The sequence below is a fragment of the Dickeya sp. MK7 genome (assembly GCF_000406305.1).
Taxonomy (GTDB): Bacteria; Pseudomonadota; Gammaproteobacteria; order Enterobacterales; family Enterobacteriaceae; genus Dickeya; species Dickeya fangzhongdai.
The window spans coordinates 1,448,932-1,473,699 of the sequence record NZ_CM001984.1 but is presented as its reverse complement, the minus strand read 5'-3'; the positions used below and the strand labels follow the sequence as shown (position 1 = coordinate 1,473,699).

Below are 24,768 nucleotides of genomic sequence, written 5' to 3'. Positions count from 1 at the left end.
CACCTCATCACCACCCCGCCCGCTCAGGGCGGGGTTCATGCACTAACGGCGTTTTACCACACACCGGCGCTACTCGGTCTTACTTAAGGCAGCGTGACGATCTCAATCCAGTTAGCGCCTTTACCGGTCGGGAAACGGCCGGTCAGCGTCAATTCGCCGCTGGTTTGATTGATGCGATACACCGACAACTGATCGGATTTTTCACCACTGGCGATCAGGTAGCGGCCGCTGGGATCGATCTGAATACCGCGCGGCTGGGTTTCGGTAGGATAGCGCGCCACATAACGCAATTGACCACTCTTGGGCGTAACCCGCAACAGGCTGACGGTGCTGCTGGTGCGTTCGGAAACATACAGGAAACGGCCGTTTGGCGTCAGCCGCAGATCCGCGCTCCAGATTTTCGGGCGGTTATCGATACCCGGCGCTTTAGGGTCGACCGTGCCGGGTTGCATTCCCGCGTCCGCCGGGAGGGCATCGGTGTAATCCCGCAACGTCAGCCGACCGGTGGTTTTGTTCAGCGTCAGCCGCGCCACTTTACCGGACAGCTCATTACTGACGTACAGGGTGCGGTGATCCGGCGCCCAAACCAGATGACGCGGTCCATTGCCCGCCGGTAACGCCAGTTCAGCCGGCGTATTCGGGGTCAGTTGTCCGGTTTTGGCATTAAAGCGGAACTGCAACAGCTGGTCGCTGCCCAGATTGCTGGCCAGCACAAAACGGTTCTGGCTATCGGCGATGATGCTGTGCGCATTCTTCCCGGTAGGCACGACCTGCACCGCCTCGGCGCTCACGCGACCGTCTGCCGCAATCGGACTGACCGCCACCTTGTTGCCGCCGTAGGAGGCGCTGAGCAGCCAGCGTCCGGTGCGATCGGTAGAAATGTACGCCATGCTGTCGGGCAGCGGCGCCGTTCCGGCCGGGCTCAACGCGCCGGTCTTCCGGTCGATGGCGTAACCGGCCAGCGTGTACGGTTTGCTGCGCACCGCGGCGTACAGATGGCGCTGGTCCGGGCTGAGCGCCATCGGCATGACTTGCGCGCCAGCGGCCACCGTACCAATGGCGGTCAACTGGCCGTTTTTGGTATTCAAGGTATAAGAACGGATTTCCCCGTCTCCCGCCGCCGACACGTATACCGCGGTCACGGCCGATGACGCCAGCGGCCACAAACTGGCCGCCAGCAACGCCGCCATACCGCCCCATGTGGTGAGTTTCGTGTGTTTTGCCATATTTTATCCCTGATGATTTCGTGATGTTCTACGTATAAACCCATTCGTCCAATAAATTAAAACAGCATTTTAATCCAGAAGGAATAGCAAACGCCGCAGGGATACGGGATAGGCGGTCAGGACGGGGAAACAGTCTCCTGCCGACCGGCAGGAGACTGTTGGAAAGGCTCAGCGACGATCAGAAATCGACATTGACGCCCAGTTGGAAGGTACGTCCCGGCATCACGGCCAGTTCGCGGTTGTAGCCATCCTGAGCGGTACTCTGCGTCAGTTGACGGCTGCTCAGGTAGTCCCAGTATTTACGGTCGGTCAGGTTATAAACGCCGCCGCTCAGCCGTACAGTCGGCAGCACGCGCCAATAGGCGGTCAGGTCCACCAGTCCGTACCCCGGCACGCGCATATACTGGGTGGTCGAATCGGTCAGCGCCGCGCCGGTATTGTTATACGTCTGACGGTTGTTGGCGGTGGCGCGCTTGCCTTTCTGGAACGTCGACGTGATGGCCGCGCCGTAGCGGTTGTTCGCTTCGTCCCAGGCCAGCCCCACCACCGCTTTCACCGGCGCTACGCTGTCGAGGTCGACGTATTTGTCGCCCAGATAGCGGGATTTCGATTTACCTTCGTTATAGCCGATCGCCATCGTGGTGCTGAACCCGCCGAGCGCGTCAAACCAGGTGCCCCACTGCACGCGGCTGCTGAATTCCGCGCCGTAGATATAAGCCTTGTCGCGGTTTTCCATCTGGTATGCGGTATAGATATTCGACGGTACGTTGGTGAACTTTTCCGGATTAGCCGCACGGGTATAGCGGGTGTTGGCGATAAAGTTCTTGTAGTCGTTGTAGAACACGGCGGTGCGGAAGGTCACCCCGTCGGTCATGTCGCCTTTCAGACCCCACTCATAGTTGTTGCTGGTTTCGGTTTCCAGATTGCTGTTGCCGATCAGCGCGTACTGCGCACGGCCGGCATAGCTGGAGCCCAGACTCCAGGAGCCGTACAGCTGGCTGGCGTCCGGGAACTGGGCGCCGCGGCGATACTGCAGGTAGGTGCTCAGGCGCGGCGTCAGTTCATACTGCAAACTGAGCGACGGCAGCACTTCGGTGTCGCGGGTGGTCTTGCCGTACAGCGACTGTACATCGTTCGTGGTGATCGCGCTGCTGCCCGCGCTCAGGCTGGACAGGTTACGTGACTTGGTGCTCTGGTGCGCCACGCGCATCCCCGGGGTGATCGCCAGCGTCCTGCCGGCCAGTTCCACTTCCATCTTATCCTGCACAAAGCCGCCCAGACTGTAGCTGCGGCTATCCGCTTCCGGCTGCATGACGACATTGGCCCCGGTCTGAGCCGGCGACTGATGGAACGGGCGTTCGGTATCGGACTGTTGGGCGTTGAAGCCCCAGGTGAACTGGTGCATGCCGACGGATTTCAGCAGGCTGGTTTCGATGCCGTAGGTTCTGACGTTGTAGTCGGAGTTGACTTTCTGCATGCTGCCGTCGTCCAGCGGCATGTCGGTGTCGTCTTTCGCGGTGGAACGCTGGGCGTAGATGCGGGAATCCACCGCATCCACCCAGCCGGTGTTGGTGGCGGAGGTCCAGTTGTGGCGCAGGCTGCCGCTCCAGCGCTCGCTGTCGCTGTCCTGCTGCGAGGTGCCGACGATGCTGCTGCCAAAGTTATTCCAGCCGTCGTAGTGGGTGTGAGACGTCTTGCTGTAGTAGTCGAGCGTCCCGGTAAAACGGTGCTGATCGTTAGGCTGCCAGATGGCGGAAGTCATCACCGCCGTCGAGTGCCAGTTGAGCGGATAGGCGGACAACTGGTCGCTGTTGGTGCGGGTTTCCTGACCATCACGACGGCTGATCACCGCAATGCCGCGCAGGGTCTGATCGCCGCCGGCGACGGTGACGCCGTTGTGCCAGCTGCGGCTGGCGGAGTCGTAGTCGCTCTGATAACCGACATAGTGGTCTTTCTGCGCGGATAAATACTGATCGGGCGATTTGGGGCGGAACGACACCGCGCCGCCGATGGCGTTATTGGCGCGCTCGATCGGCGTCGCACCCGCGTCGATGCTCACCAGGCCGTACATGTACGGGTCGATGTAATCACGGCCGATGCCGAAGGTGTTAAGACCGGGACGCCCGGCGTAACTGCGGCCGGTGGCGTTGGGCAACGGGATGCCGTCTACGTCGATCGCCACCCGGTTGCTCTCCAGGCCGCGAATGTTGTAACCGGTGTACCCGCCGCGATCGAACCCGCTTTTACCGGCGCCGGAACCGCCGCTGACGCCGGTGGCGCTCACCAGCGGCTGATAGCGCATGATAGAACCAAAGTCGTTGCCTCCGTTCTTTTGCATGTCGCTGTCGGTCATGGTGATGGTGGTGCCCGGTTTGGTGACGCGCGGCGACATCACCGTCATCTGATCGCCGGACCCACCAGCGGCGGTTTTGTCCGCCGACACGGCTTTTTTCGTCCCACTGTCCGTCGTGGTCGATGGCGTCGTGGTGGTCGATGGCGTCGTCGTCGATGATGTCGCTGTGTTCGCGTCCGCCGCCAGCGTTGGGCAGGCAAGACCGGTCAATACGCCGGTCAAAATGATCCGGTTTAACCCGGTGCGATGCTTTTCTTTGTTGTGCAAGAACATACTGCAACCTCAATAGTGGATGTCATTATCTTCTTGCTCAGGGATTGCCAAACAGTATCATTTCAACCCGTTACGGTTGGAATACCCGTCATGTTTCACGTTGCCGGCGCATCAGCCGCCTGCCTGCAACCTGAAACCCCTCGGGTACGGTCGTTGTTATTATAATTATCGAACTTTTTTCTTCAGCGGCGCGCCACGCGCGTCGTTAACGGCGCAACGTCACCTGCGGCATACCGGTGTCGCCGTGCGGGCTGACCAACACCTCCGCCTGATACCAGCGCTGAATCGCCGCCTCGGTCAGCACCTGCGTCGGCGCGCCTTCGGCCACCTTGCGCCCGCCCTGCATCACCACCACCCGATCGGCCCATAACGACGCCAGATTGAGATCGTGCAATACGCAGCACACCGCCAGTTTCCCGTCTTCAGTCAGCGATTTCAGCAATCGCAACAGCCGTTGCTGATAGAACAAATCCAGCGCCGAGGTGGGCTCGTCCAGAAACAGCCAGCCTCGCGGGCCGTCGCCCTGCCAGAGCTGGGCCAGCGCCTGCGCCAGCCGGACGCGTTGCTGCTCGCCGCCGGACAATTGCGGATACAACCGCTGCCGCAGGTGCCCGCAACCGGTCAGCGCCAGCACCGCGGACACCACGTCCGGCTCCGGCGTATCGCGCCAGGGGGTTCGCCCCATCGCCACCACCTCTTCCACGCGGAACGATGCGGTCAGCGTATTGTCCTGACGCATCACCGCCCGCTGGCGCGCCAGCGCGCCCGGCGACCAGCTAGCCAACGCCCGGCCATCAAGCCGGCATTCTCCCCGCTGCGGGGTCAGATAACCGGTCAGCAGCCGCAACAGGGTGGATTTACCCGCGCCGTTCGGCCCGATCAACGCCACCAGTTCGCCCTGAGCCAGCGTCAACGACACATCGTCAATCAGGGTCCGACCGCCGGCGACCTGATAGCGCAACTGACTCGCCGCCAGTGGCGCAAAACTCGGTTCAGCCATGTTGTCGCCTTAGAATCAACCACAAAAACCACGGGCCGCCGATCAGACAGGTCAGCAACCCCACCGGCATTTCCGCCGGCACCACCAGCGTGCGGGCCAGCGTATCCGCCAGCAACAGCAGCAACGCCCCGCCCAGCGTCGCGCCCGGCAACAACCAGCGGTGATCCGCACCCAGCAGCAGCCGCATCAGGTGCGGCGTGATCAGGCCGACAAAAGCGATGACGCCGCTGACCGACACCGCCGCCGCCACCAGCACCGCGCACAAAATCACTACCCGGCGCCGGGTGCGGCGCACATCCACCCCAAGGTAATGCGCTTCCTCGTCGCCCAGTTGCAGCAGATTGAGCGGCGACGCCAGCCGTTGCAGCCACCACACGCACGGCACCACCAGCGACGCCACCGCCGCCACCGTTACCCACTGCGCCTGCCCCATACTGCCCATGCCCCACAGCGACAGCTGGCGCAGTTGCTGATCGTTGCTGATCCACGCCAGCAGGCCGGTGGCGGCGCTGCCGATGGCGTTGATGGCAATGCCCACCAGCAACAGACGCGACAGGGATCGATCCCCCGACAGGCTGAGGGAGAACAGCAGCAGCATGATCAGCAAACTGCCGACAAAGGCGGCCAGCAACGGCAGGTACAGCGCCAGCAGCGTCGGCAACGCCAGCGGAAACAGTATCGCCAGCGCCACGCCGACGGCCGCCCCGCTGCTGACCCCCAGCAATACCGGGTCCGCCAGCGGATTGCGAAACAGCCCCTGCATCCCGGCGCCGGACAATGCCAGCGCCATCCCCACCAGCAACGCCAGCACCACTCGCGGCAGGCGAATATACAGCCATACCTGCCACGCCATGCTGTCGATCGGACGGGTCATCAACTGCGTCAATGACACCGGCATCGCACCGCTACCGGCGGCGATTAACGCCAGCAGCGCCAGCGCGCCCGCCATCGCCAGCAGCGTCAAACGCGGAGACAGGCTCACTTCGCCGCATCCACCGCCTGACGCAGGCGCAACAGCGCCGCGGGCGTATCCAGACCAAAGCCCAGCAACGCCATATCATCGACAATCAGTAACCGTTGGTGCTTGCCTGCCGGCGTCAGCGCCAGTCCCGGCAGTTTCCACACCGCCGCGCCGCCGCTCAGCGATTTCGCGCCATCGGTGGTGATCACCACCCAGTCCGGCTGGCTCGCTACCACCCCCTCCTGCGACAACGGCTGATAGCGGTTGAAACCCTGCATCGCGTTCTGCAATCCGGCGGCGCGGAACGCGGCGTCCGCCGCGGTGTCCTGTCCGGCCGCCATTGCGCCCATGCCGCTATGACTGAGAATGAACAACATGCGGGCCGACGCCGGTTGCGACGGTATCGCCGCCAGTTGCTGTTTCACCTGTTGCGCCAGCGCTTCGCCGCGCGGCGTCACCCCCAGCGCACCGGCGATCGCCTGAATCTTTTCGCCGATGCCGTCGACCGTTTGCGGCTCCGGCACCGTCACCACGCGCACACCCCGGCTGGCTACCTGTTCCAGCACCGTAGACGGCTGCGCCAGCGCGCTCGCCAGCACCAGCGTCGGTTGCATCGACAGAATGCCTTCCGCGTTTAGCTGGCGCATGTAGCCGACATTCGGCAGTGATGTCACCGCCTCGGGGTGCAGACTGGTGCTATCGCGCGCCACCACCTTGTCGCCCGCCTGCAGCGCAAACACAATCTGCGTGACATCGCCGCCAATCGTCACTACCCGGTCGGCAGCCAACAGCGATAACGGCAGCCACAGCAACATCAAACACAGCGTTCTCATGCCGCAGCCTCCGGCGTCACCAGCGACATCACCTGCTCGCGCCAGCGCGCCTGCTCCGGTTCCCCTTCCGAACGCTGACCGAATAGCTGGGCGATCGGCGTGCCGTCGGCGGCGAACAGTTCCAGGCTGGTGACAATGCCGTCTTTGGTCGGTTTACGCGTCACCCAGCTCTCTGCGATGGCGTCTTCGACCAGATGCAGCGTGAAGTCACGGTTGAACACATTCAGCCAGTTCTCCATCGGCGTCACTTTTTCAATTACGCCGGTGAAAATCTGCACGCAGCCGCGGTTGCCGACAAAAATCATGATTTCGTTGCCCGCCTGCTGGGCGGCATGCAGTAAGGCGCCGAGCGCCTGATTGTCCACCTGGCAGGCCAGATCGTCGCTGACGGCGCGAAACGCCTGCGGGCGCGTGACATTATGGCGCTTAAGCAACGGGAAGAACTGATGCACGTCGGTCATCGCCCGCCACTCCTGCTCCAGCAACGCGGCGTCCGGCGCCGCGGCCGGGGCGTCGACCGGCGCAGGTTGCAGCGCCAGCGGCGGGTTATCCGCCAGCGTGAAGCTGTCGATCAGCGCCTGCCAGACGGTCAGTTCCGTGTTGTCGGTGGCATAGACCTTGAGCACCGCGTCGCCGTGGCGATCAAAAAACTGAATGCTGCGGCGCTCGCCGCGCGCGGTCTGTTCCGTCAGCGCAAACGCGCTATCCCACTGCTCGGGAAACAGGCGCAGGTCCAGCCCGCGCGGGTTGAGCACCAGACCGACGTGTTCGCCGATGCGCTGGTTGCGGTAAACCCCGACCTGCTCATGCACCGCGTATTCATTGCGGGTGATGGACTTGGTTTCGCCGACGGATTCCAGCCCGGCCAGCAGCGCTCGCATGTCGCCGGACAGGCGGCGAGCGTCATGCCCGACGCGCAGCGACGTCAGCGCCGCTTCGCTCAGCCCCATCATGCGGGCCAAATCCCGGGCGTACTTGCGCGGATGCTCAACTTTCAGTTGCAGATAGTGTGTGTAGTGGTGATGCATGTGCCAAAACTCCCTCGACAGCGCCGTCCGCTGGCTGCGGTATTGATGTGTGCCACAAAAGTTAATAATAATTATTATCATTACGAAAAAGTGAAAACAAGACACATTCGCAACAACAGCATTACTAAACCATTACACTTTTCAGGGGTAAACCCGCAGTTACGCTACATCGGGATGGGAAATCAGCGTGGTGCGCAAAAAATCAGCTGCGGTTTTCAAATTCAGTTTTCATTATTATGGAACAATACCGCTCACATTTATCTTGTCATTTAATTTACCAATGATAATCAATCAATTAAAAATTCACTTGATAACATCGAAATATTATTTCCGCTGATCATTAACAACAGTGAAATTTAAATGGCATCAATTGACAAAATTACCCGTTCCCGGCGTCTATGATAAGCACACCCAACAGAGAAACAGTCATCTCGATTTTTTCCACGGCACTTATTCTGTTGGGATAAATATAAATACCTTAACTATACCCAAAATAATTCGAGTTGCAGGACGGCGGCAACCAAGTGAATCCCCAGAAGCTTACTCAAGTAAGTGACTGGGGTGAGCGACAATTGGCGTAAGCCGATTTGAACGCTGCTGGCAGCGGCCCCGAAAGGGCGAGGCCCATGAAATGGGCCGAATAACGCAGCCAACACACCTGCAACTTGAAGTGTGACGGGTATAAAGATGGAGTTAGCTATAATGAACATTATGATCAAAAGCATCGCGGCAGGCGCTATTGCACTGGCCTCATTCAGCACGCTGGCCGCACAGGAAATAAACCGTGAACAAGCAGATAGCTATCAGCAAATTGGGGTAATCACCTCAAACAACACGGATTCCCCAATGGATGCGACCCGCGAATTATCACAAGCCGCAGATGCCCTGGGCGGAAAATATTTTGTGATTATTTCTATGGATAACGACGATCTGGTTCGCTCCAGCGCCATTGTCTATAAATAGTCACTGACTGAAAAGAAAACAGTCGGATTAATTAGCAATAGGGCCGGCGGGCGGATCTGCCGGCCTGTTTACTGACGCAGCTGACTGGCTGCACACTGTTTAACCCCTTTCGCTGCGGCAGATAAAATACAGCCCCACTCCGCACGATCTACCTATTATACGTTGCTCCCGATCATTAAGTTTAAATCAAACCCAAACAAACCCGCGATAAATCGGTATTTGTTATTTTCACTAAATCAATGCTCAACAACATATGGGTTCTGATTTTTCTTTTCTTTGTCCTCTTTATAATCCCCAGCAACAGAAAGCGCGAGGTAAAAGATAAAAATCACCTTGTCTTTCTGCGTGGCAGGGTTTCCGAGCTTGCGTTTTACGGTAATACATCAGTACCGGGCATACGCTCCCCTGTGATTATTTTTACAGCATTATCTCACGGGGAATTAAAATGGAAAAATCATCGTCGCTGTCGCTTTTCTATCAATTATTAAAGGGTAATTTTTTCTCTGAAAAAATCTGGCGTAAGACCGATATAAAAGCCAAATTTTTATTACGCTCATTATTAATGCCGTCAATTACCTTACGTTATCTGAAGAATATTATTGAGATTCCCGCCATGCAAAAAGCGGTGAAAATCCGGCCGATGCTGCCGACCAAGATTCACCGCCCTTATCTGTCCGCCACGCTGCATGCCGCCGAGCGCGCCGACGCCATCTGTACCCATTACACTTTCGTGGATCAGTTGGCTAACCCGTTTCTGAAGCAGGCGTTTCTCAGTCTGGATGATTATTGTCTGGCGCGTTTTTCCGGCAAGAACGGCGAAAGTTTTTCACTGATTTGCAGCACCTCACGCTACGACAAAGAGGGCGAGGCTACGCTGCGCATCCGTTTCAACGATGTGGTGCTGGCGTCACTGACATTCTCGGTAATGCGCGACCAGAATCAGCTCGCCATCATGATTGGCGGTTTGCAGGGAAAAGGCCGCGACCAGACCCGTGAACTGACCAAAGACGCATCGAAAGCCTGCTTTGGGCTGTTTCCCAAACGCCTGTTGCTGGAGTGCCTGCTGACCCTCGCCGGTCTCACCGGCATTCATCGCATTCTGGCGGTAGGCGATGAAAACCATGTTTATCAGTGCCTGCGCTACTGCTACCGTAAAAATAAGGTGCGGTTTTCCAGTTACAGCGAGTTCTGGCAGTCAATCAACGCAGACAGAAACGCGACGGGGTTGTACCAACTTCCGCAGATCATTACACGCAAAACGCTGGATGAATTGCCAAGCCGAAAACGAGCCCAGTACCAGCGCCGTTATCAGTTGCTTGACGACATCAACGCTCAGATCAGGCTCACTCTGGGGCACAGCGCCTCATCCGACACGCTGCATCGCATCGCCAGTTAGCATACGCCGACACCGGGGAAAACGGCGTTCCCCGGTACGTCATCCCCCATTACGCAAACCCGCCGTTGCTGCGGACCACCTGACCATTGATCCAGCCCCCTTCCGGCCCGACCAGAAAAGCCACCACGTTGGCGATATCGTCCGGCTCACCCAGCCTTTCCAGCGGCGTCATGGCGGTAATGGCGGCCACCTGCGCATCGGTCTTACCGTTAAAAAACAGTTCGGTCGCCACCGGCCCCGGCGCTACGGCGTTTACCGTTACCTCGCGACCGCGCAGTTCGTTCGCCAGCACCCGCACCAGCCCCTCGACTCCGGCTTTGGAAGCGATATAGGGGCCATAACCGGGCAGCGACCGGGCGATCACGCTGGTAGACAGCGCAATAATCCGTCCGCCGTTTTCCACCTGCCGGGCCGCTTCGCCCAGCACAATGAATGCACCGCGCAGATTGGTCGCCATCATGTTGTCGAACTGCGCCAGATCGCCATCGGCAATCGACGTGTTCGCCATCACCCCGGCGCTGTTGATCACGGCGTCGATACGCCCGAATTGCGCTTTCGTCTGCTGAAACAGCGCCGCCACCTGCTCGGGCACGTCCACCTGCGCCTGAATCGCCAGCGCGACGCCGCCGTCCGCGCGAATCCGGCTCACCACATCGCTCGCCTGTTGCTGCTGCCGGGCATAATTCACCACCACCCGCCATCCCTGCTGCGCCAGTTTCAGCGCAATCGCCCTGCCGATGCCCCGCGACGCACCGGTGACAATCGCCACGCGGGCATTCTGTACGCTGTCTTGTGTGTTGTGCTGCTGCATACGGTCTCCTGTTATTCCGGGATGAAAATGACTCCGGAATGAAAATTGTTCCGGGATGAAAACGATCGGGTTCGCCGCGACGTTAACACGGCGAAGCGGCCATCGCCTGCGTGGCAGATCCTGCCCGGATAGCGGCATGAGATAAAGGTGGATAAATGGATATGATTATTCCATTTTTACCGACAGTAATGCCGACACAGACAGTCTGCCGCTCAACCGTGCGGCGGATAGCGGTGAACCAACGAAAACGCCGCGTTCACGCTGGTGGGAAGATAATCGCAGGCGATCGTGTCGGGCTGCAACACCGCCTGCCTGATAACCTGTTCGGTCGATGCGGCGATATGACGCTGCCACCCTTGCCGGTCGAGTATGGCAAACCCCAACACGCAGGAGGATCCGCCTGACAGGCTGTCGATCACCACCAGTTGACTGTGCTGCGCGTTTTCTCCGATATATCGCGACAGCGCCGCTGCGCCAAAAATGCGGACCGTTTCCCACGCAGGCAGGCTTACCGCATCCTCCAGCAACCCGGATTGCGACAGGGCGCTCGCCGACACCAGCATCAACGAGGGCTGATGGCGAATGAAAGTACAGGCAATCCGGCCCAGGCCGGGGATCGTCAGCCATTCAAAAGGATGACCGGTAATCAGTAAGGGGTGTGCTGATGGCGCCACTGACAGTCTCTTCGTATTTCGCTGGATGTTCAGGATTTACTCATATTGCATTTTATTATTAAAAAATACAATCCATGAAATGGCACCCCCTCTTCTTATGCCAACAGATCAACCGGATTAACACCCGAAGTGACTTTTACTAAAATAAAGAACAATTGGCCGGCAGCACTGCCAGCCCGGTCGGTAACAGGTATAATCAGCGGTTATTTATTCTGGCTGGCAAGGAATCATGACGACCCTCACCCCTTTGCAGGCGCGCATCGTGCGCGATGTCATCAGTTATGTCAGACGCGAGCAACTCGCGGTGGGCCATCATCTGGTCGAGTCGGCGCTGGCGCAGGCGCTCAACACGTCGCGCACGCCGGTAAAACAGGCGATGCAGTACCTGATGGACAAAGGCATGGTGACCTATGACCGCAATCGCGGTTTTTTTCTGGCGCAACACGCCTCGCAATTGGGCAATCTGGTCGCCGAAGTGTTGGAGCAGGCGGAAGACCCGCTCTATCGCCAGTTAGCGGAACGCCGCATTACCCGCCAGTTGCCGGAACAATTTTCAGAAATGGAGCTGATGCTCGAATTCAGCGTTACCCGCCCGGTGCTACGCAAAGTATTGCTGCGCTGTCAGCAGGAAGGCTGGCTGGAACACATGGCTGGTCAGGGCTGGCGCACGCTGCCGCTGATCGATTCGGTAGAGGCTTATGAGGAAAGCTACGCGCTGCGCGCCATTATCGAGCCGGCCGGACTGCTGTCGGCGACGTTTCATATTGACCCGCAGGTGCTGGCGCACTGCCGGAAGCAGCAGGAACACCTGGCCGAAGACGGTTACCTGACCATGACGGCGATGGAGATGTTTGATACCAGTTCCGGATTTCATGACACGCTGGCCGTCTGTTCCGGCAATCGTTTTCTGCTGCAAACCGTCCGTCATCTGGCTCGGCTGCGGCGGCTGGTGGAGTACCGCAAGGAGAGGTTTCGCCCACAGCGAAAACATCAGGCGGAAGAACATCTGCAAATCATTCGCTATCTGGAGCAAGGCGATCGGCTGAGCGCCGCCGATTTCATGCGTACGCATCTGGAAAAAGCGCGACGCCAGGCGGTCAACCCGGCGTTGTTCACGCCGCTTTAGCGGCTAAACCGTTCAGACGCAGACCGTGCAACCGCGACCGTTGTCTTTGGCCTGATACAACGCGGTATCCGCAGCTTTCAGCCAAACCTGATAGTCCTCCAGACCAGGATGAAACTGCACCAGCCCAACGCTGATTCCCACCCGCAGCGTCGGCGCCTGATGCAGTTGCACGCTGTCCAGATACTCGCGCAACCGCTGGACGATACGCTCCGCCTCGACAGCCGGCGTCTGCGGCAGCACCACGCCGAATTCGTCGCCGCCAAAACGGCCGGTAATGTCGGATTGCCGCAAGGTTGATTTGATGCCGCCGCTCAGCAAGAGAATCACATCATCGCCCACGTGGTGCCCGAAGCTGTCGTTGATGCGCTTGAAATGATCGATATCCAGCAACGCCAGTGTCGCCACCTGCTGGTGGCGCAAACACAGTTCAAACTCATTTTTCAACAACTGCTCCCAGTAATGCCGGTTGTACAACCGGGTCATACCGTCGTGGATACTGATTTCCCGCAGTTGACGCTTGTGCTCCGCCAGTTTGATCGCGGTGCGATAGGTGACCAGCCCTACCGATATGGGATAGATGAATAGCATCGGCAGGCAGAAATAGATCTGCACAGGCGTGGTGGCAAAGGCGATCGTTCGGCCTGCCAGCCAGATAACAGCCAGCGCGCCGGTCAGTTGCACAACCAGCCCTTGCAAAAACAGCCGCAAACCGCCGGCCGCAATATTGTTCATGCCCATCATCGACATGATCAGCACCGACGGCAGTGAATTCAGCCCCATCATGCCAATCCAGACACCGCCCAGCCAGGCGTCAAACCGCAGATTGCCATACTCGAACCGCATCGGATCGCGGGCGCGCCGCGCCAGCAACAGCGCAAGATGCGGCCAAAGAAAACCGTTGAAAAACAATACCCCCCAGACCCACACAGGCTCTGTCTGGTCATACAGCACCGCGGCGACATAAAAAAAGCCCAGCCCCAGACCAATCATTCGGGGGATATAGACGCGTCTGGCAAACGCCAGACCGGAGCGACGACGATCACCGTCAGCCGGTGCCGCAACGAGTGTTGAATACATTCCACTCTCCTTCTTATATCCGTCACACTTCAAACCGCAAGTACGTTGGCTGCGTCTCGGCCCATTCGCCCTTGCGGGGCGGCTACCGACAGCGTTCAAATCGGCTTACATCGATTTGTCACGTCCCCCAGCCACTCGCCTGAGCAAACGGCTGGGGATTCACCGTATCGCCGCCTCCTGCAACCCCAATTATTCAGGGTATATAATCCTTATGACGGGGAACTTGCAGTCATTATTCCAAATTCCAGCTCAAATCACTTCAGTAAGATATGGTTTTTATTAAGAACCTATCCCGGCAGGCGTAACTGGCGCAGCGAGTAAACCCGTGCGTTACAGACAAGCGAGGCGTTCAGACACTGCCCGGCAGGCAAAATAGCCCTGCTGCATCGTATTGAATTCTGGCTTAACACTGGCGGATAAAGGCCGTTATCAGCATGACAACAGACGGCTGGGGGACCGCGTTCAGAGGAAAAGAACGTCAGGGGGAAAGCACGCGGGAATGGGAAAATGGCGAGGTGAAAAACCAACGCCGGTCAGCAAAAGCAATGCGGCCGGCCCACAGGGGGGAAGGCCGGCCGCGTTACGTATCAGGGATGCCCCAGTCCGTTGGCGGGCTGGTAATGGAACCCACCCGGCCCACCGCCGCCGGGGCCGCCATGACCGCCGCCTGGACCGCCCCACGGGGGAGGGAAAATACAACCGCTCAGGGTGGCGATCAATGCCAGTAAACCGACCATTTTGACTACGTTTTTCATGATTCACCTCAGTTTCAACGGGTGCATCATAAGAAACCGGCCAGCAGGCAACAAGTCGCCGATTCTTAAAAATCCTCTTATTTACAGTCATTTATACTGATTACGAACCACTTTCGTAAAACGATCGCATTCCTTACACTCCGCCCGGCGATCAGCAACTGACCAGCTTCAGTTCGCGCATATCCAGATAGTCGCCGACGCTGGCGGAGGAGAGATTGAACGACAGCGCCAACAGCCAGGCGCTGCGCGGAATTTTCCAGATGGTGCCCGAGTTGCCCTTCTGCAATCGATCGCTGCTCTGAATGTAATCCTTGCCGTCGCGGGTCAGGTCCATCATCACCGGTCCGGGGCCGTTTTCGCCGTAGCCATGAAGCTTTTTGGTAATCGCCACCTTGCCGGCGACGGAAGTTTGCGCCTGCCAGGTCAGCCCGATTTGATCGTGCCCATTGATCGGTATCAGAAACTGCACCTGCACGTTATCGCTCTCGGCTATTTTCACAAACCGCCCGTTATCTTCTTTGATGTGCGCCGGGTCATAACGACAGGCGCAACCGCCCGCGCCGGGGTAAACCAGCGTGCTGCCGCTGTCGTTCAGGGCGATCAGTTCCGCCATCTGATTGGTAAAGATCAGGTTATTTTTCCAGCAGGGACGGTTGGAGATCACGCAGGAAGTGACATTGATGCCATCGGTGGCAAAGCGAACATTGGCCAGCGTAGTCTGGTAATCAAACGCCTGATCGAAAATGAGGTAGGGTTGCTCCGGATTCTGACGCACAAAAATCGCCCCGCCGTTGAACACAAAGCTAGCGTTCTTTTTCCTCAGCACCACCGCGGGCTGCTTTCGCCTCACGTACTCGAAGTGGCCGTTGATCTCCACATGCCCTTCGTTAATCAACGCGATCCCCTCGCAGTAATCAAAGCTGCCCGCCTGCCAGTACACCACGCCGTCCGGATTATCGATTTCAAAAGCGTACCCGCCGTTTTGCCAGATACAGCCAATGAAGGTGAAGCGCTCGTAGGAATCCGGCTGACGGGTCAGATACAACAGGCGATCGCAGTTATTGAATCCGCAGGAGAACCAGTTCCAGCCCCAGCCGCCCGCTCCGTTGGAAAAGACTTTTCTGAACCCGGTAAAACGGCAGGAATAAATGCTCAACAGGCAGGATGCATTGCGGTTGGAATTGTTCTCCGGGTTATACGCAAAAAACAGATCTAACGTTCTCTTTTCAGAAATAAAATGCACGCCGGAAAAAAAACTGTCCACGATATTACTGTAGGCGGCATCCACGTCCGGGTTTCCGGTAACCACCACCGCATATTTATCGAAATTACCATTTTTGGTAAAAATAATTGTCAGCGGGCCATGAATAGAAACTTTCGATGCATCTATTTTTATTGTGGAAGAGACCTGCACCACGCCCTGTAACATTAACCTGACCTTTTGCTGGGCATTCGATAAAGATTGTGACTGTTCCAGCATATCATTAAGAAGTGTCTGAAAAGGCCCGGTGGAATCTTTCTTTCCGGAAAAATCAATATTGTAACGGGTGAGATCATTGGTAAATGCAACCGCATTATTCTCCTGCGATGCCGACGCCGTAGAGGTCACCGCCAGCGATGCCAGACTGCCGGCCAGGAAATCTCTTCTATTCATAACAATCTCTCCGATATCAATAAATTCAATGTTTTAAAAATCGAAATTCACATAATGGAAGATAATGCGTTGATAACAGGCAGGGTAAACAATAGCGCCGATAAATGTCATAAATTTTCTGCAAAAATAATTAAAGATTTAATTCAATCTGATTTATCATCACTGAAAATACACTTCAACTGAGTATGGGAGTTGAAAATTGAAAGCAACCATAAAACATAATTCTCTTTATTGGGCAATGCTTTGCATTTTCCTGATACCACAGTTTGTGTTTGTATTTCTCCAGCAATCCTCGCTGGCGCCCGGCATGATGGTAGCCATCACAGCCATCTATATTTATGGCTTACGCTGTATGAAGCAATTAGCCTTTTCCAGTGGAAAAATCTTACTTTTTTCGATAGCGGTATTTATATTACTGGCGCAGTCCGGTTATATCGCCGCCTTCTATGACAATTACAAACCACTCTTCACGTTACCGGCGCTGATTATTATTTTTCTTGGCGCCACGCTATTTTCCAACCGTCTGTTGACCGTCCCGCCCGCCACCCTTGCTTCCGTTTTCCGGGCCGTCACCTATACCCTGCTGCTGCTCGGCTGGATCTCGGTCATCCATCGCATTGATATCGGCAGTTACGCTGCGAAACCCAAGGCGGTGTTTCCTTTTTCCGAAGAGAGTCATTACGCCCTGACGGTCGGTATCTTTGTCTGCGCCAGCGGCATTCTGATGAAAAACCGGGAACGCGTGGTGCTGCTGGCGAACCTGCTGTTACAGGCGTTGATTTTCCCCAGCCTGACGCTGCTGGTGTTCTGCATGATGGCGATTTTCATCTTCTGGATGGCGCGGCGCATTACCCTGATGCTGACGATCATCGTGGTGCTGGTTGCGGCGGTGTATTTCATGCTGACCTACTTTTCCGACCTGCCGGCCATCGCCTACTTCGGCTCGCGCCTGACCATCAGCGACGATACCGACAACCTCACGACGCTGGTATTCCTGCAAGGGCTGGATGACGCCAAAAACGCGCTGCTGGAAAGCCACGGCCTTGGCCTGGGGCTGCAAATGGCCGGCACCAATGGGGTCGGCCAATACGGCTATGTCATCCAGTCGCTCGCCGGCAGCGACTTCAACCGTAACGACGGCGGCTTCCTGGCCTCGAAAATCGTCAGCGAATTCGGCGCCGTCGGTCTGCTGATCAGTATCGGCTACATGTTGATTCTGAAAAAAGCCGTCAACACCATCAACCGCATCCGCGATAACACCGATATGGAATCAACGCTGCTGAAAATCGCCATGGCGGTGGTGATCGCCTACGCGGTCGAGTTTTTCCTGCGCGGCTATGGTTACTTTTCACCCGGGCTGTTTCTGTTTGTCACCATGATGATGGTCAGCAGCAAGCTACATCGCCAGCGGACCAGAGCGGTACGCCCGCTGCCTTCCCCCTCGTCACTACAGCCTCAATCCTGATACTGGCGGCGCCTCCCGTTTTCCGGAAGGCGCTGCGCATTGACCGGGTGATTCGATTATCCCCTCACTACTCTTGATTATCCCCTGACCACCATTATTCCCGGTCCACCATGTTGTACAGCACGTCGCGCCGATCCAGCATCTGGCCGCCATCGCGGGTCAGCGGCACCCAGCCGATGGAGCCGTGACGGGTGGTCGGTGAACTGAAGAGCAGATCGAACGGGATGGTGAAGTAGATCCCTTTGGTGAAACTGCCTTCGCCATATTCGCTGGCGCTGACATTGGTGACGGTGGCAAACGCGCCGGCCACGATCCCGCTGTCGAAACGGCGCGACAGATCCAGCGTGACGCCTTTATCGCCGGCCAGATAACGCCCGACGCTGATTTTCGCCAGCCCGCCTTTGACGAACGGCAGCGACCAATAGGTGGTCAGGTGACCGGTGGTCACACTGTAATCCCTCAGCCGCTGCGGATCGTCCCAGTCCCGCTGCTTGACGTAGTTGACGTCCATCCCCACCGCCCAGCTGCTGCCAAACGGCCGATACAGCACTTCGCCCCCGACCCCGGCGTACATCATTTCCAGATAACCGCCGTAGACCTGGGTATACCAGTCGCGCGACAGATGATCGTAACGCGACAGCTGCAGGTTGGTCAGTTGTACGTCCGAAGCGGTCACATATTCGCGAATGTGGGTACGGACCCGCGGCAGCGCCGCGCCGTCCTGCGGGGGCGATCTGAAGTTGAACTGGTTATAGTTATTGAGCAGGTTGATGCTCAGCATGCCGCCCAGCCGCCAGTTATTGGTAATACGGTAATCGGCGCTGGCGTTGGCCGACAGCTGATACATGTAGAACGATTCCGGACCGCCAAACGACTGCTGCAGCGAGGGGTCGATGCCGTAGGTGAAACGCGGCGGCTCGGTATGCAGCACCTGACGGCCACTCGGCTCCGGCAGCGGCTCGACATGATAGGGATCCGGCTCGTCCAGCCCCAGCGGCGTACTGCCGGACTCCAGTTGGCGGAACGCCGACGCATCCACACGGGTACTGGTGGCGGTCAGCGGACCGCTACGGGTGACGATGTGATACTGCCCGACGTCGTCCGGCAGATTGTTCGCCAGCACCGTCGCCGCCCGCCGGCTGGCCTCGGCATCGCTGTTATATTTATACTGCTCCGCCACCACCGTCACCTGCTGGCCGTCGCTATAAATATCCGGTTGAGTAAAGCCGGCCTTTTCGTCCAGCTCCTGCGAAACACGTTGCCAGTCGGTGCCGCCCTGTGCATTTTTCGCCGTTGCGTTTTTTCCCGGTAACGTTGCGTTTTTTCCCGGTAAGTAAACCGGCGGCTCGTCGTCCGGGTGCTGCGGCCGCAGCCGGTTGAAGTTGGTGCGCAGCGTGAAGCCCCACATCAGGGTGTTGCCGCGCTCCCACGACAGCGACGTATCCAGCCAGTCGGTGGCGCGGTACACCAGGCCGACGTTAATCGGCGAGTCCTGCTTGATATGCTGCGACGCAGGGCGAGTCTGGTCCGCCGCCTCCACGCTGTAGTCGTTGCTGTCGTACTCCAGCTTGATACGCAACGGATCCCACGGCGTCTGGTATTCCAACCCGGCAAACAGCGCCGCCGGGCCGTGGAAAAAGTTCTTCGCCGCGAACTGCCCGGTCTGCGTTGAGGCGGAACGGGTACAGAATCCCGACATTAACCGGCAGGCCGGGTTGGTAATGTTGCCGCTCTGCGCCATGTTGCCCCAGCCCATACCCAGCGTGAAATCAAACGGCCCCCAGCGCTTGCTGGCTACCAGATACTCGCTGTCGAACAAACCGGTGCCGGCGATATCGCGCAACCCCAGCGATACCTGCGGCAGCCAGCGGCTTTCCTGCCAGAGCCGCGCCTTGACGTCGAAGCTCTTGTCTTTGTAGGTTTGGCTGCCACTGAAGCTGGGGGTGGTGCTGTAAGGCCGGGTACGAATATCGGTATACCGCAGCGTCGCCTCCAGCCAGTCGAGTGGCTGCAGTGAAATGGCATAGCGGCGATATTCCTGGTTGTCGCGGTAGCTGGCGCTAAACTCGCCGGTATCCGCCATGCGCGCCGTCGGCATCTGCCATAGCCCTACGCCGCCAAAATCCATCTGCGATACGCCGGCGGGCTGGTAATAACCGCTGCGGTTCGCCGCATCCTGGTTATCCGCTTCAGCCGCCCAGACCGACGTCCCTAATGTGCTGCCAATCGCCAGCGACAGGCAGCTCAGTTTAAAAGTTCGGTTGTTAGCCATTAGTGTGGAATCCGGTTGGCAAGATAGTCGGCGATCTGCTCATTCAGAGACGTGAAGCCCTCGGGCAGAATGGAAGGGTCAAAACCGATGAACAGCGTTTCTCCCGCCGCCGGTTCATTGTGCTGGCGGTTCCAGATGGCCAGCGGAACTTTGCGCCAGCGGCCGTCGCTCGAAATCAGATAACCGTCGCGGTTATCGCCGCCAGGCAGAAAACGCCGTCTGCCGATGTACTGTTCGACAGACCAGCCTGACTGGAGGTCGATGTCCTTGAACACGTTCGGAGTGCCGATATCAATGCCGGTGCTGATCAGCCCAAACAAAAAGAACTGATCCCGATAGGGTGACAGGTAGAGGGTATAGTTGCCCACCAGCGGGCGATTATCCCGCTGAGAAAGACGCACGATATCCGGGTCGATGCTGGCGCGGATCCGGCCGACGGTATTCACCTGTTTCAGCGCCTGCGCCATATACCAGGCGGCGATCGCCCAGTCGCCATCGCCCTCGACCTGCCAGACCAGCTGCAACTGATAGAGCCGGGCCTGCAGCCTTTCTCCCTTCTCTTTGACCTTTTCCGTCACAAGTTCGTTGGTGAGTAACGCAGTCTGCCAGTTGACCTTGTCCGGGAAAGTCATCTGGCCGTAGAACTGATCCAGACGGGTGCCGTCTTTCAGCACCACGGCGGGCAACGTTTCGCCCGCATACTTTACCGTTAACTGCGCCGCCCCTGATGTTCCGGCCACCAGCAATAACAAGGCAGCCAATCGATTGAATGACAACATAAAATTACCTTATTGATTGTATGGCTTAAGAACAGTGAACTGCACCAGAGCCATGTTTGGCCCCATATACTGATAGCTTTGGATGACCTGACCGGAAGTCGGGTCCAGCCAGTATTGGTTGGTATAGTGTTTGCCCAGCGCCGGTACGGTTACCTGCTCGTCGAAACGCACCGTCTGCCGTGGGATGTTCAGTATCGTCAGGGTCTCCGGGCCTTTGTTCTCGAATACCGATTGCTGGTCGTAACCGCCGCGCAGCACCTGCGACCAGCTGACGATGGTGTGCCACTGTTTTGGGGTGCCGGGTTTCAGCAAGCCAAGGCTGAGCGGGTCGGTGTCCAACTGGGTGACTTGCCGGATGTCTTCACCCAGCCCCTGCGTTTTCACCAGCCGGCCAAAGCGGGTTACCACCACGTTTTTATCCTCCGTCACCCACTTCAGTTGCTGGTTATCGACAAACGCCAGCACCACAAAGACGCGCGGCGCCTTACCCACTTTCAGATACGCTGAGGCATAGGGAAGCTGCTCCACCTGTTGCGGCGTCATGCTGACACCTTCCCTTCCCCACAACGCCAGCCGCAAGTCCCGGCCCAGTTGACTGATTTGCTGAGAACACCCTGTGAGTCCTAGCATGAAGAAAACGACCACCAACATCCGGAACAAGGCTAAATCAAGGATTTTTTTCATTGTTCGGGTTCTCGCCTGAACATCCTGAAGCAGAAAAAAGGCCACCGGAGTGGCCTTGGTTATTAGCCCATCATTAACCGCGAGTTGACGTCACGGTTGAGGTGCCGGTCGCAGTGGTGCTGGTTGTGCTGCTGGCGGCAGAAACGATGCCCCCCATGACGCCACGACCAACCCCGTGGCCATAGCCATAGCCATAACCCGACCCGCGGCCACTCGCTGCGCTAAACGCGTGTGAACCAGCTGCGGCCCCCCCCTGGAAAGCGGGTTGACCGTTACCTGCTGACGGCCCAGCCGCCAGTGCGCCCACAGGTACGGCCAGAGCCAGTACCAGGATCGCTAGCGTTTTCTTCATCATTACCATTTCCTTTTATTTCCTGTTTAAGGACATCAGGCAGGGGACACCCCGGAAGCTCTCCCCTGACCCACGACTGGCTGAATTAATCAGCCAGGTTGGATCTTCCCCACGGCCTGTGAAGCAATTATTTCAATTCATCCTTCATGAAATAATCACCAGCGCGTGGGAAGGATCCGAACCAATACTCAGATAAAGAATAAGAAAAGCAAAATTGAACGATTAAGGAAATAAGACAAGTCGCAAGAGTGTTATATTTTTCCCATTAATTACAATGAGATGAAATATTATCGGAAAAGTCTCATACCCGTCATACTTCAAGCTGCAGGTGTGTTGGCTGCCTCGCTCACCCCAGTCACTTACTTATGTAAGTTCCTGGGGATTCGCTCAGTTGCCGCCTTCCTGCAGCTCGAATTATTTGGGGTATAGTTATTAGAGGGGAGATATTGAGAAAGAAAAACCGGATATTTCTACCCGGTTTCAGAATATGAAAAATATTTCAGAATATTATTCCAACCATTCGGTGTGGAATACGCCTTCTTTATCAATACGCTTATAGGTATGCGCGCCGAAATAATCGCGCTGAGCCTGAATCAGATTGGCCGGTAATACCGCGGAACGGTAACTGTCATAATAGGCAATCGCCGCCGAGAAGGTCGGAGTCGGAATCCCCTGCTGTACCGCATAGGACACCACGTCACGCAGCGCCTGCTGGTATTCGTCGGCGATCTGGCGGAAATACGGCGCCAGCAGCAGGTTGGCGATATCGGCGTTCTCGGCGTAGGCGTCGGTGATCTTTTGCAGGAACTGGGCGCGGATGATGCAACCGGCACGGAAAATCTTGGCGATTTCGCCGTAGTTCAGGCTCCAGTTGTTTTCGTCAGACGCCGCTTTCAGCTGAGAGAAACCCTGCGCGTAGGAGACGATTTTGCCCAGATACAGCGCGCGACGCACTTTTTCGACGAACCCGGCTTTGTCGCCGCTGAACGCCTGGGCAGCCGGGCCGCTCAGCACTTTAGAGGCCGCCACACGCTGGTTCTTCAGCGAGGACAGGTAACGGGCAAACACCGACTCGGTAATCAGCGACAGCGGTTCACCCAGATCCAGCGAGCTCTGGCTGGTCCACTTGCCGGTGCCTTTGTTGGCGGCTTCATCCAGAATCACGTCGACCAGGTATTTACCCTCTTCGTCTTTCTTGGTGAAGATATCGGCCGTGATTTCGATCAGGTAGCTGCTCAGCTCGCCCTTGTTCCATTCGGAGAAGGTGCTCGCCAGTTCTTCGTTGGAAAGCCCGAGCGCCTGCTTCAGCAGCGCGTAGGCTTCGGCGATCAGCTGCATGTCGCCGTACTCGATGCCGTTGTGCACCATTTTCACGTAGTGACCGGCGCCGTCAGCGCCAATATAGGTTACGCAAGGCTCGCCTTCAGCACGGGCTGCGATCTGCTCCAGAATAGGCGCGACCAGCTCATAGGCCTCTTTCTGACCGCCCGGCATAATGGACGGACCTTTCAGCGCGCCTTCTTCACCGCCGGACACGCCGGTACCGATGAAGTTGAACCCTTCGGCAGACAATTCACGGTTACGGCGAATGGTGTCTTTATAGAACGTGTTGCCGCCGTCGATCAGGATGTCGCCTTTTTCCAGATACGGTTTCAGGGACTCGATAGTTTTATCCGTCGCTTCGCCCGCTTTAACCATCAACAGGATACGGCGCGGTTTTTCCAGAGATTCAACAAACTCTTCAACGGTGTAGCACGGCACCAGTTTTTTTCCCGGATTCTCTGCAATCACCTCATCCGTTTTGTCTGCGGAACGGTTAAAGACGGAAACGGTATAGCCACGGCTTTCAATGTTCAGCGCCAGATTGCGCCCCATTACCGCCATACCGACAACGCCAATTTGCTGTTTGGACATTAAAGCAACTCCTGTCTGAAGGTAACCTGCCTGCGGCTGACCGCGCCCCAGGCAACAAAAAGCTGGCTGACATGGTAACCCAGCTAACGCCGGGTGGGTAGTTATTGGTGCGACAAGGAAGGTAGCAGGCGTTCCACGAATGAGGCTGACCGGGTGGAGGACAAAAAACAGTGCAATAAATTATCGTGATATTAATTTCATTGATAACCATCTGAACAATGGTCAGAAAAAACCCGATAACACCAGGGTGTTATCGGGTATGCCGCGTTGATTAATATTTTTCCAGCAGCGCTTTGATTTTGGTTTTGAAAGCACTACCCAGTTCCGGATTGCGCAGACCGTAGGACACGAATGCCTGCACATACCCCATCTTACGACCGCAGTTGAAGCTACGCCCCGCCATCTGAACGGCATCAACCTGCTGGGTTTTGATAAGCTCGGCGATGGCGTCGGTCAACTGGATACGGCCCCAGGCGCCCGCCAGGGTGTTTTCCAGAATCGGCCAGGCTTCGGCAGTCAGAACATAACGACCGACCGCGGACAGGTCCGACCCTTCCACCGGCGCCAGCTCCGGCTTCTCGATCATGGAGGTGATCGCCGAAGCGTCGCCCGCCTGATTCAGCGCGTTCTCACATTCCACGATGGAATATTCCGGCAGCACCTCGTACGGACGGTGTTTTACCAGCACCTGGCTGTGACCGGTCTGCTCAAAACGGGAAATCAGCAACGCCAGATTGTCTTTCGACTGATCGGCGGAAGCGTCGTCCATCACCACATCCGGCAGTACCACCACAAACGGCGAGTTGCCGACAATCGGATGAGCGCAGGACACCGCGTGCCCCAGACCCAGCGTCTGCCCCTGACGCACATTCATGATGGTCACGCCCGGCGGGCAAATGGACTGTACTTCCGCCAGCAACTGACGTTTGGCGCGCTCTTCCAGCATCGACTCCAGCTCGAAAGAGGTATCAAAATGGTTTTCAATGGCGTTTTTAGAGGCGTGCGTCACCAGCACGATCTCTTTAATTCCCGCATTGACGCACTCGTTGACAATCTTTTCGATTACCGGCCGGTCAACCAACGGAAGCATCTCTTTTGGAATCGCTTTGGTAACCGGTAACAAGTTCATCCCTAAACCGGCAACGGGGATAATCGCTTTTAATGCTGTCATT

The 24,768-nt window shown here is 57.2% G+C and carries 21 protein-coding genes; 5 read left to right on the top strand and 16 right to left on the bottom strand.

Translation table 11 applies throughout. The annotated features are described in order from the left end of the window. Positions 1-83: 83 nt before the first annotated feature. From DXXMK7_RS06610 to DXXMK7_RS06585, 6 genes are all read right to left on the bottom strand, one after another. Entirely contained in the window at positions 84-1,226 is a 1,143-nt protein-coding gene (locus DXXMK7_RS06610) for a lactonase family protein (protein ID WP_038918390.1), read from the bottom strand. A gap of 178 nt (positions 1,227-1,404) precedes the next feature. Then, a complete protein-coding gene (locus DXXMK7_RS06605; protein ID WP_049842379.1) occupies positions 1,405-3,852 on the bottom strand; it encodes a TonB-dependent receptor domain-containing protein in 2,448 nt (815 codons plus the stop codon). Between the two features lie 205 nt (positions 3,853-4,057). Next, on the bottom strand, positions 4,058-4,852 hold the full coding sequence (locus DXXMK7_RS06600) for a heme ABC transporter ATP-binding protein (RefSeq protein ID WP_038918388.1): 795 nt from the start codon (positions 4,850-4,852) through the stop codon (positions 4,058-4,060). Next, the gene (locus tag DXXMK7_RS06595) at positions 4,845-5,801 is read right to left on the bottom strand and encodes an iron ABC transporter permease (protein WP_049842380.1); all 957 of its coding nucleotides are present in this window, start codon (positions 5,799-5,801) and stop codon (positions 4,845-4,847) included. The genes DXXMK7_RS06600 and DXXMK7_RS06595 overlap by 8 nt, the downstream gene beginning before the upstream one ends. Before the next feature lie 29 nt (positions 5,802-5,830). Continuing rightward, the gene (locus DXXMK7_RS06590; protein ID WP_038918387.1) at positions 5,831-6,646 is read right to left on the bottom strand and encodes a hemin ABC transporter substrate-binding protein; all 816 of its coding nucleotides are present in this window, start codon (positions 6,644-6,646) and stop codon (positions 5,831-5,833) included. Further along, on the bottom strand, positions 6,643-7,674 hold the full coding sequence (locus DXXMK7_RS06585) for a hemin-degrading factor (RefSeq protein WP_038918386.1): 1,032 nt from the start codon (positions 7,672-7,674) through the stop codon (positions 6,643-6,645). The genes DXXMK7_RS06590 and DXXMK7_RS06585 overlap by 4 nt, the downstream gene beginning before the upstream one ends. On the opposite strand from DXXMK7_RS06585, the gene DXXMK7_RS22540 reads away from it, so the two are divergent. From DXXMK7_RS22540 to DXXMK7_RS06575, 3 genes are all read left to right on the top strand, one after another. Further along, on the top strand, positions 7,675-7,947 hold the full coding sequence (locus DXXMK7_RS22540; protein ID WP_127350741.1) for a hypothetical protein: 273 nt from the start codon (positions 7,675-7,677) through the stop codon (positions 7,945-7,947). Between the two features lie 429 nt (positions 7,948-8,376). After that, positions 8,377-8,637, top strand: a complete 261-nt coding sequence (locus DXXMK7_RS06580; protein ID WP_038918385.1) for a DUF1471 domain-containing protein — start codon at positions 8,377-8,379, stop codon at positions 8,635-8,637. A 445-nt stretch (positions 8,638-9,082) separates the two neighbouring features. Then, positions 9,083-10,033, top strand: coding sequence for a VirK/YbjX family protein (locus DXXMK7_RS06575; RefSeq protein ID WP_038918384.1), 951 nt, complete (start codon positions 9,083-9,085; stop codon positions 10,031-10,033). Between the two features lie 49 nt (positions 10,034-10,082). Here DXXMK7_RS06575 and DXXMK7_RS06570 read toward each other — a convergent pair whose 3' ends face one another. Beyond that, a complete protein-coding gene (locus tag DXXMK7_RS06570; protein ID WP_038918382.1) occupies positions 10,083-10,844 on the bottom strand; it encodes an SDR family oxidoreductase in 762 nt (253 codons plus the stop codon). Positions 10,845-11,056: 212 nt separating this feature from the next. Next, complete coding sequence (locus tag DXXMK7_RS06565; protein WP_038918381.1) at positions 11,057-11,518, bottom strand: hypothetical protein; 462 nt, start codon at positions 11,516-11,518, stop codon at positions 11,057-11,059. A gap of 229 nt (positions 11,519-11,747) precedes the next feature. On the opposite strand from DXXMK7_RS06565, the gene DXXMK7_RS06560 reads away from it, so the two are divergent. Further along, positions 11,748-12,644, top strand: coding sequence for a GntR family transcriptional regulator (locus tag DXXMK7_RS06560; protein WP_038918380.1), 897 nt, complete (start codon positions 11,748-11,750; stop codon positions 12,642-12,644). A 12-nt stretch (positions 12,645-12,656) separates the two neighbouring features. On the opposite strand, the gene DXXMK7_RS06555 is transcribed toward DXXMK7_RS06560, so the two are convergent. The 3 genes from DXXMK7_RS06555 to DXXMK7_RS06545 form a co-directional block, all read right to left on the bottom strand. Then, positions 12,657-13,721: a diguanylate cyclase gene (locus DXXMK7_RS06555; RefSeq protein WP_038918379.1), complete on the bottom strand. Its 1,065-nt coding sequence runs from the start codon at positions 13,719-13,721 to the stop codon at positions 12,657-12,659. A 587-nt stretch (positions 13,722-14,308) separates the two neighbouring features. Further along, complete coding sequence (locus tag DXXMK7_RS22805) at positions 14,309-14,476, bottom strand: hypothetical protein (RefSeq protein ID WP_193745941.1); 168 nt, start codon at positions 14,474-14,476, stop codon at positions 14,309-14,311. A 151-nt stretch (positions 14,477-14,627) separates the two neighbouring features. Next, positions 14,628-16,130: a hypothetical protein gene (locus DXXMK7_RS06545; RefSeq protein ID WP_038918377.1), complete on the bottom strand. Its 1,503-nt coding sequence runs from the start codon at positions 16,128-16,130 to the stop codon at positions 14,628-14,630. Positions 16,131-16,482: 352 nt separating this feature from the next. Between DXXMK7_RS06545 and DXXMK7_RS06540 the strand changes: the two genes are divergently transcribed. Next, the gene (locus tag DXXMK7_RS06540) at positions 16,483-17,595 is read left to right on the top strand and encodes a hypothetical protein (protein ID WP_231348847.1); all 1,113 of its coding nucleotides are present in this window, start codon (positions 16,483-16,485) and stop codon (positions 17,593-17,595) included. 94 nt (positions 17,596-17,689) lie between these two features. On the opposite strand, the gene DXXMK7_RS06535 is transcribed toward DXXMK7_RS06540, so the two are convergent. The 5 genes from DXXMK7_RS06535 to DXXMK7_RS06510 all read right to left on the bottom strand — a co-directional run bounded on the left by DXXMK7_RS06535 (position 17,690) and on the right by DXXMK7_RS06510 (position 24,767). Next, positions 17,690-19,867 (bottom strand): YjbH domain-containing protein, encoded by a 2,178-nt coding sequence (locus tag DXXMK7_RS06535; protein ID WP_038918375.1) that lies wholly within the window; start codon positions 19,865-19,867, stop codon positions 17,690-17,692. Further along, positions 19,867-20,646, bottom strand: coding sequence for a capsule biosynthesis GfcC D2 domain-containing protein (locus DXXMK7_RS06530; RefSeq protein WP_038918374.1), 780 nt, complete (start codon positions 20,644-20,646; stop codon positions 19,867-19,869). The genes DXXMK7_RS06535 and DXXMK7_RS06530 overlap by 1 nt, the downstream gene beginning before the upstream one ends. A gap of 9 nt (positions 20,647-20,655) precedes the next feature. Beyond that, the gene (locus tag DXXMK7_RS06525) at positions 20,656-21,276 is read right to left on the bottom strand and encodes a YjbF family lipoprotein (protein WP_308420906.1); all 621 of its coding nucleotides are present in this window, start codon (positions 21,274-21,276) and stop codon (positions 20,656-20,658) included. Between the two features lie 913 nt (positions 21,277-22,189). Then, positions 22,190-23,596 carry an NADP-dependent phosphogluconate dehydrogenase gene (gene gndA, locus DXXMK7_RS06515; RefSeq protein WP_038918370.1) on the bottom strand — a complete coding sequence of 469 codons (1,407 nt, stop codon included), beginning with the start codon at positions 23,594-23,596 and terminating at the stop codon, positions 22,190-22,192. A 271-nt stretch (positions 23,597-23,867) separates the two neighbouring features. Next, complete coding sequence (locus DXXMK7_RS06510) at positions 23,868-24,767, bottom strand: sugar phosphate nucleotidyltransferase (RefSeq protein WP_038668750.1); 900 nt, start codon at positions 24,765-24,767, stop codon at positions 23,868-23,870. Position 24,768 lies beyond the last annotated feature (1 nt).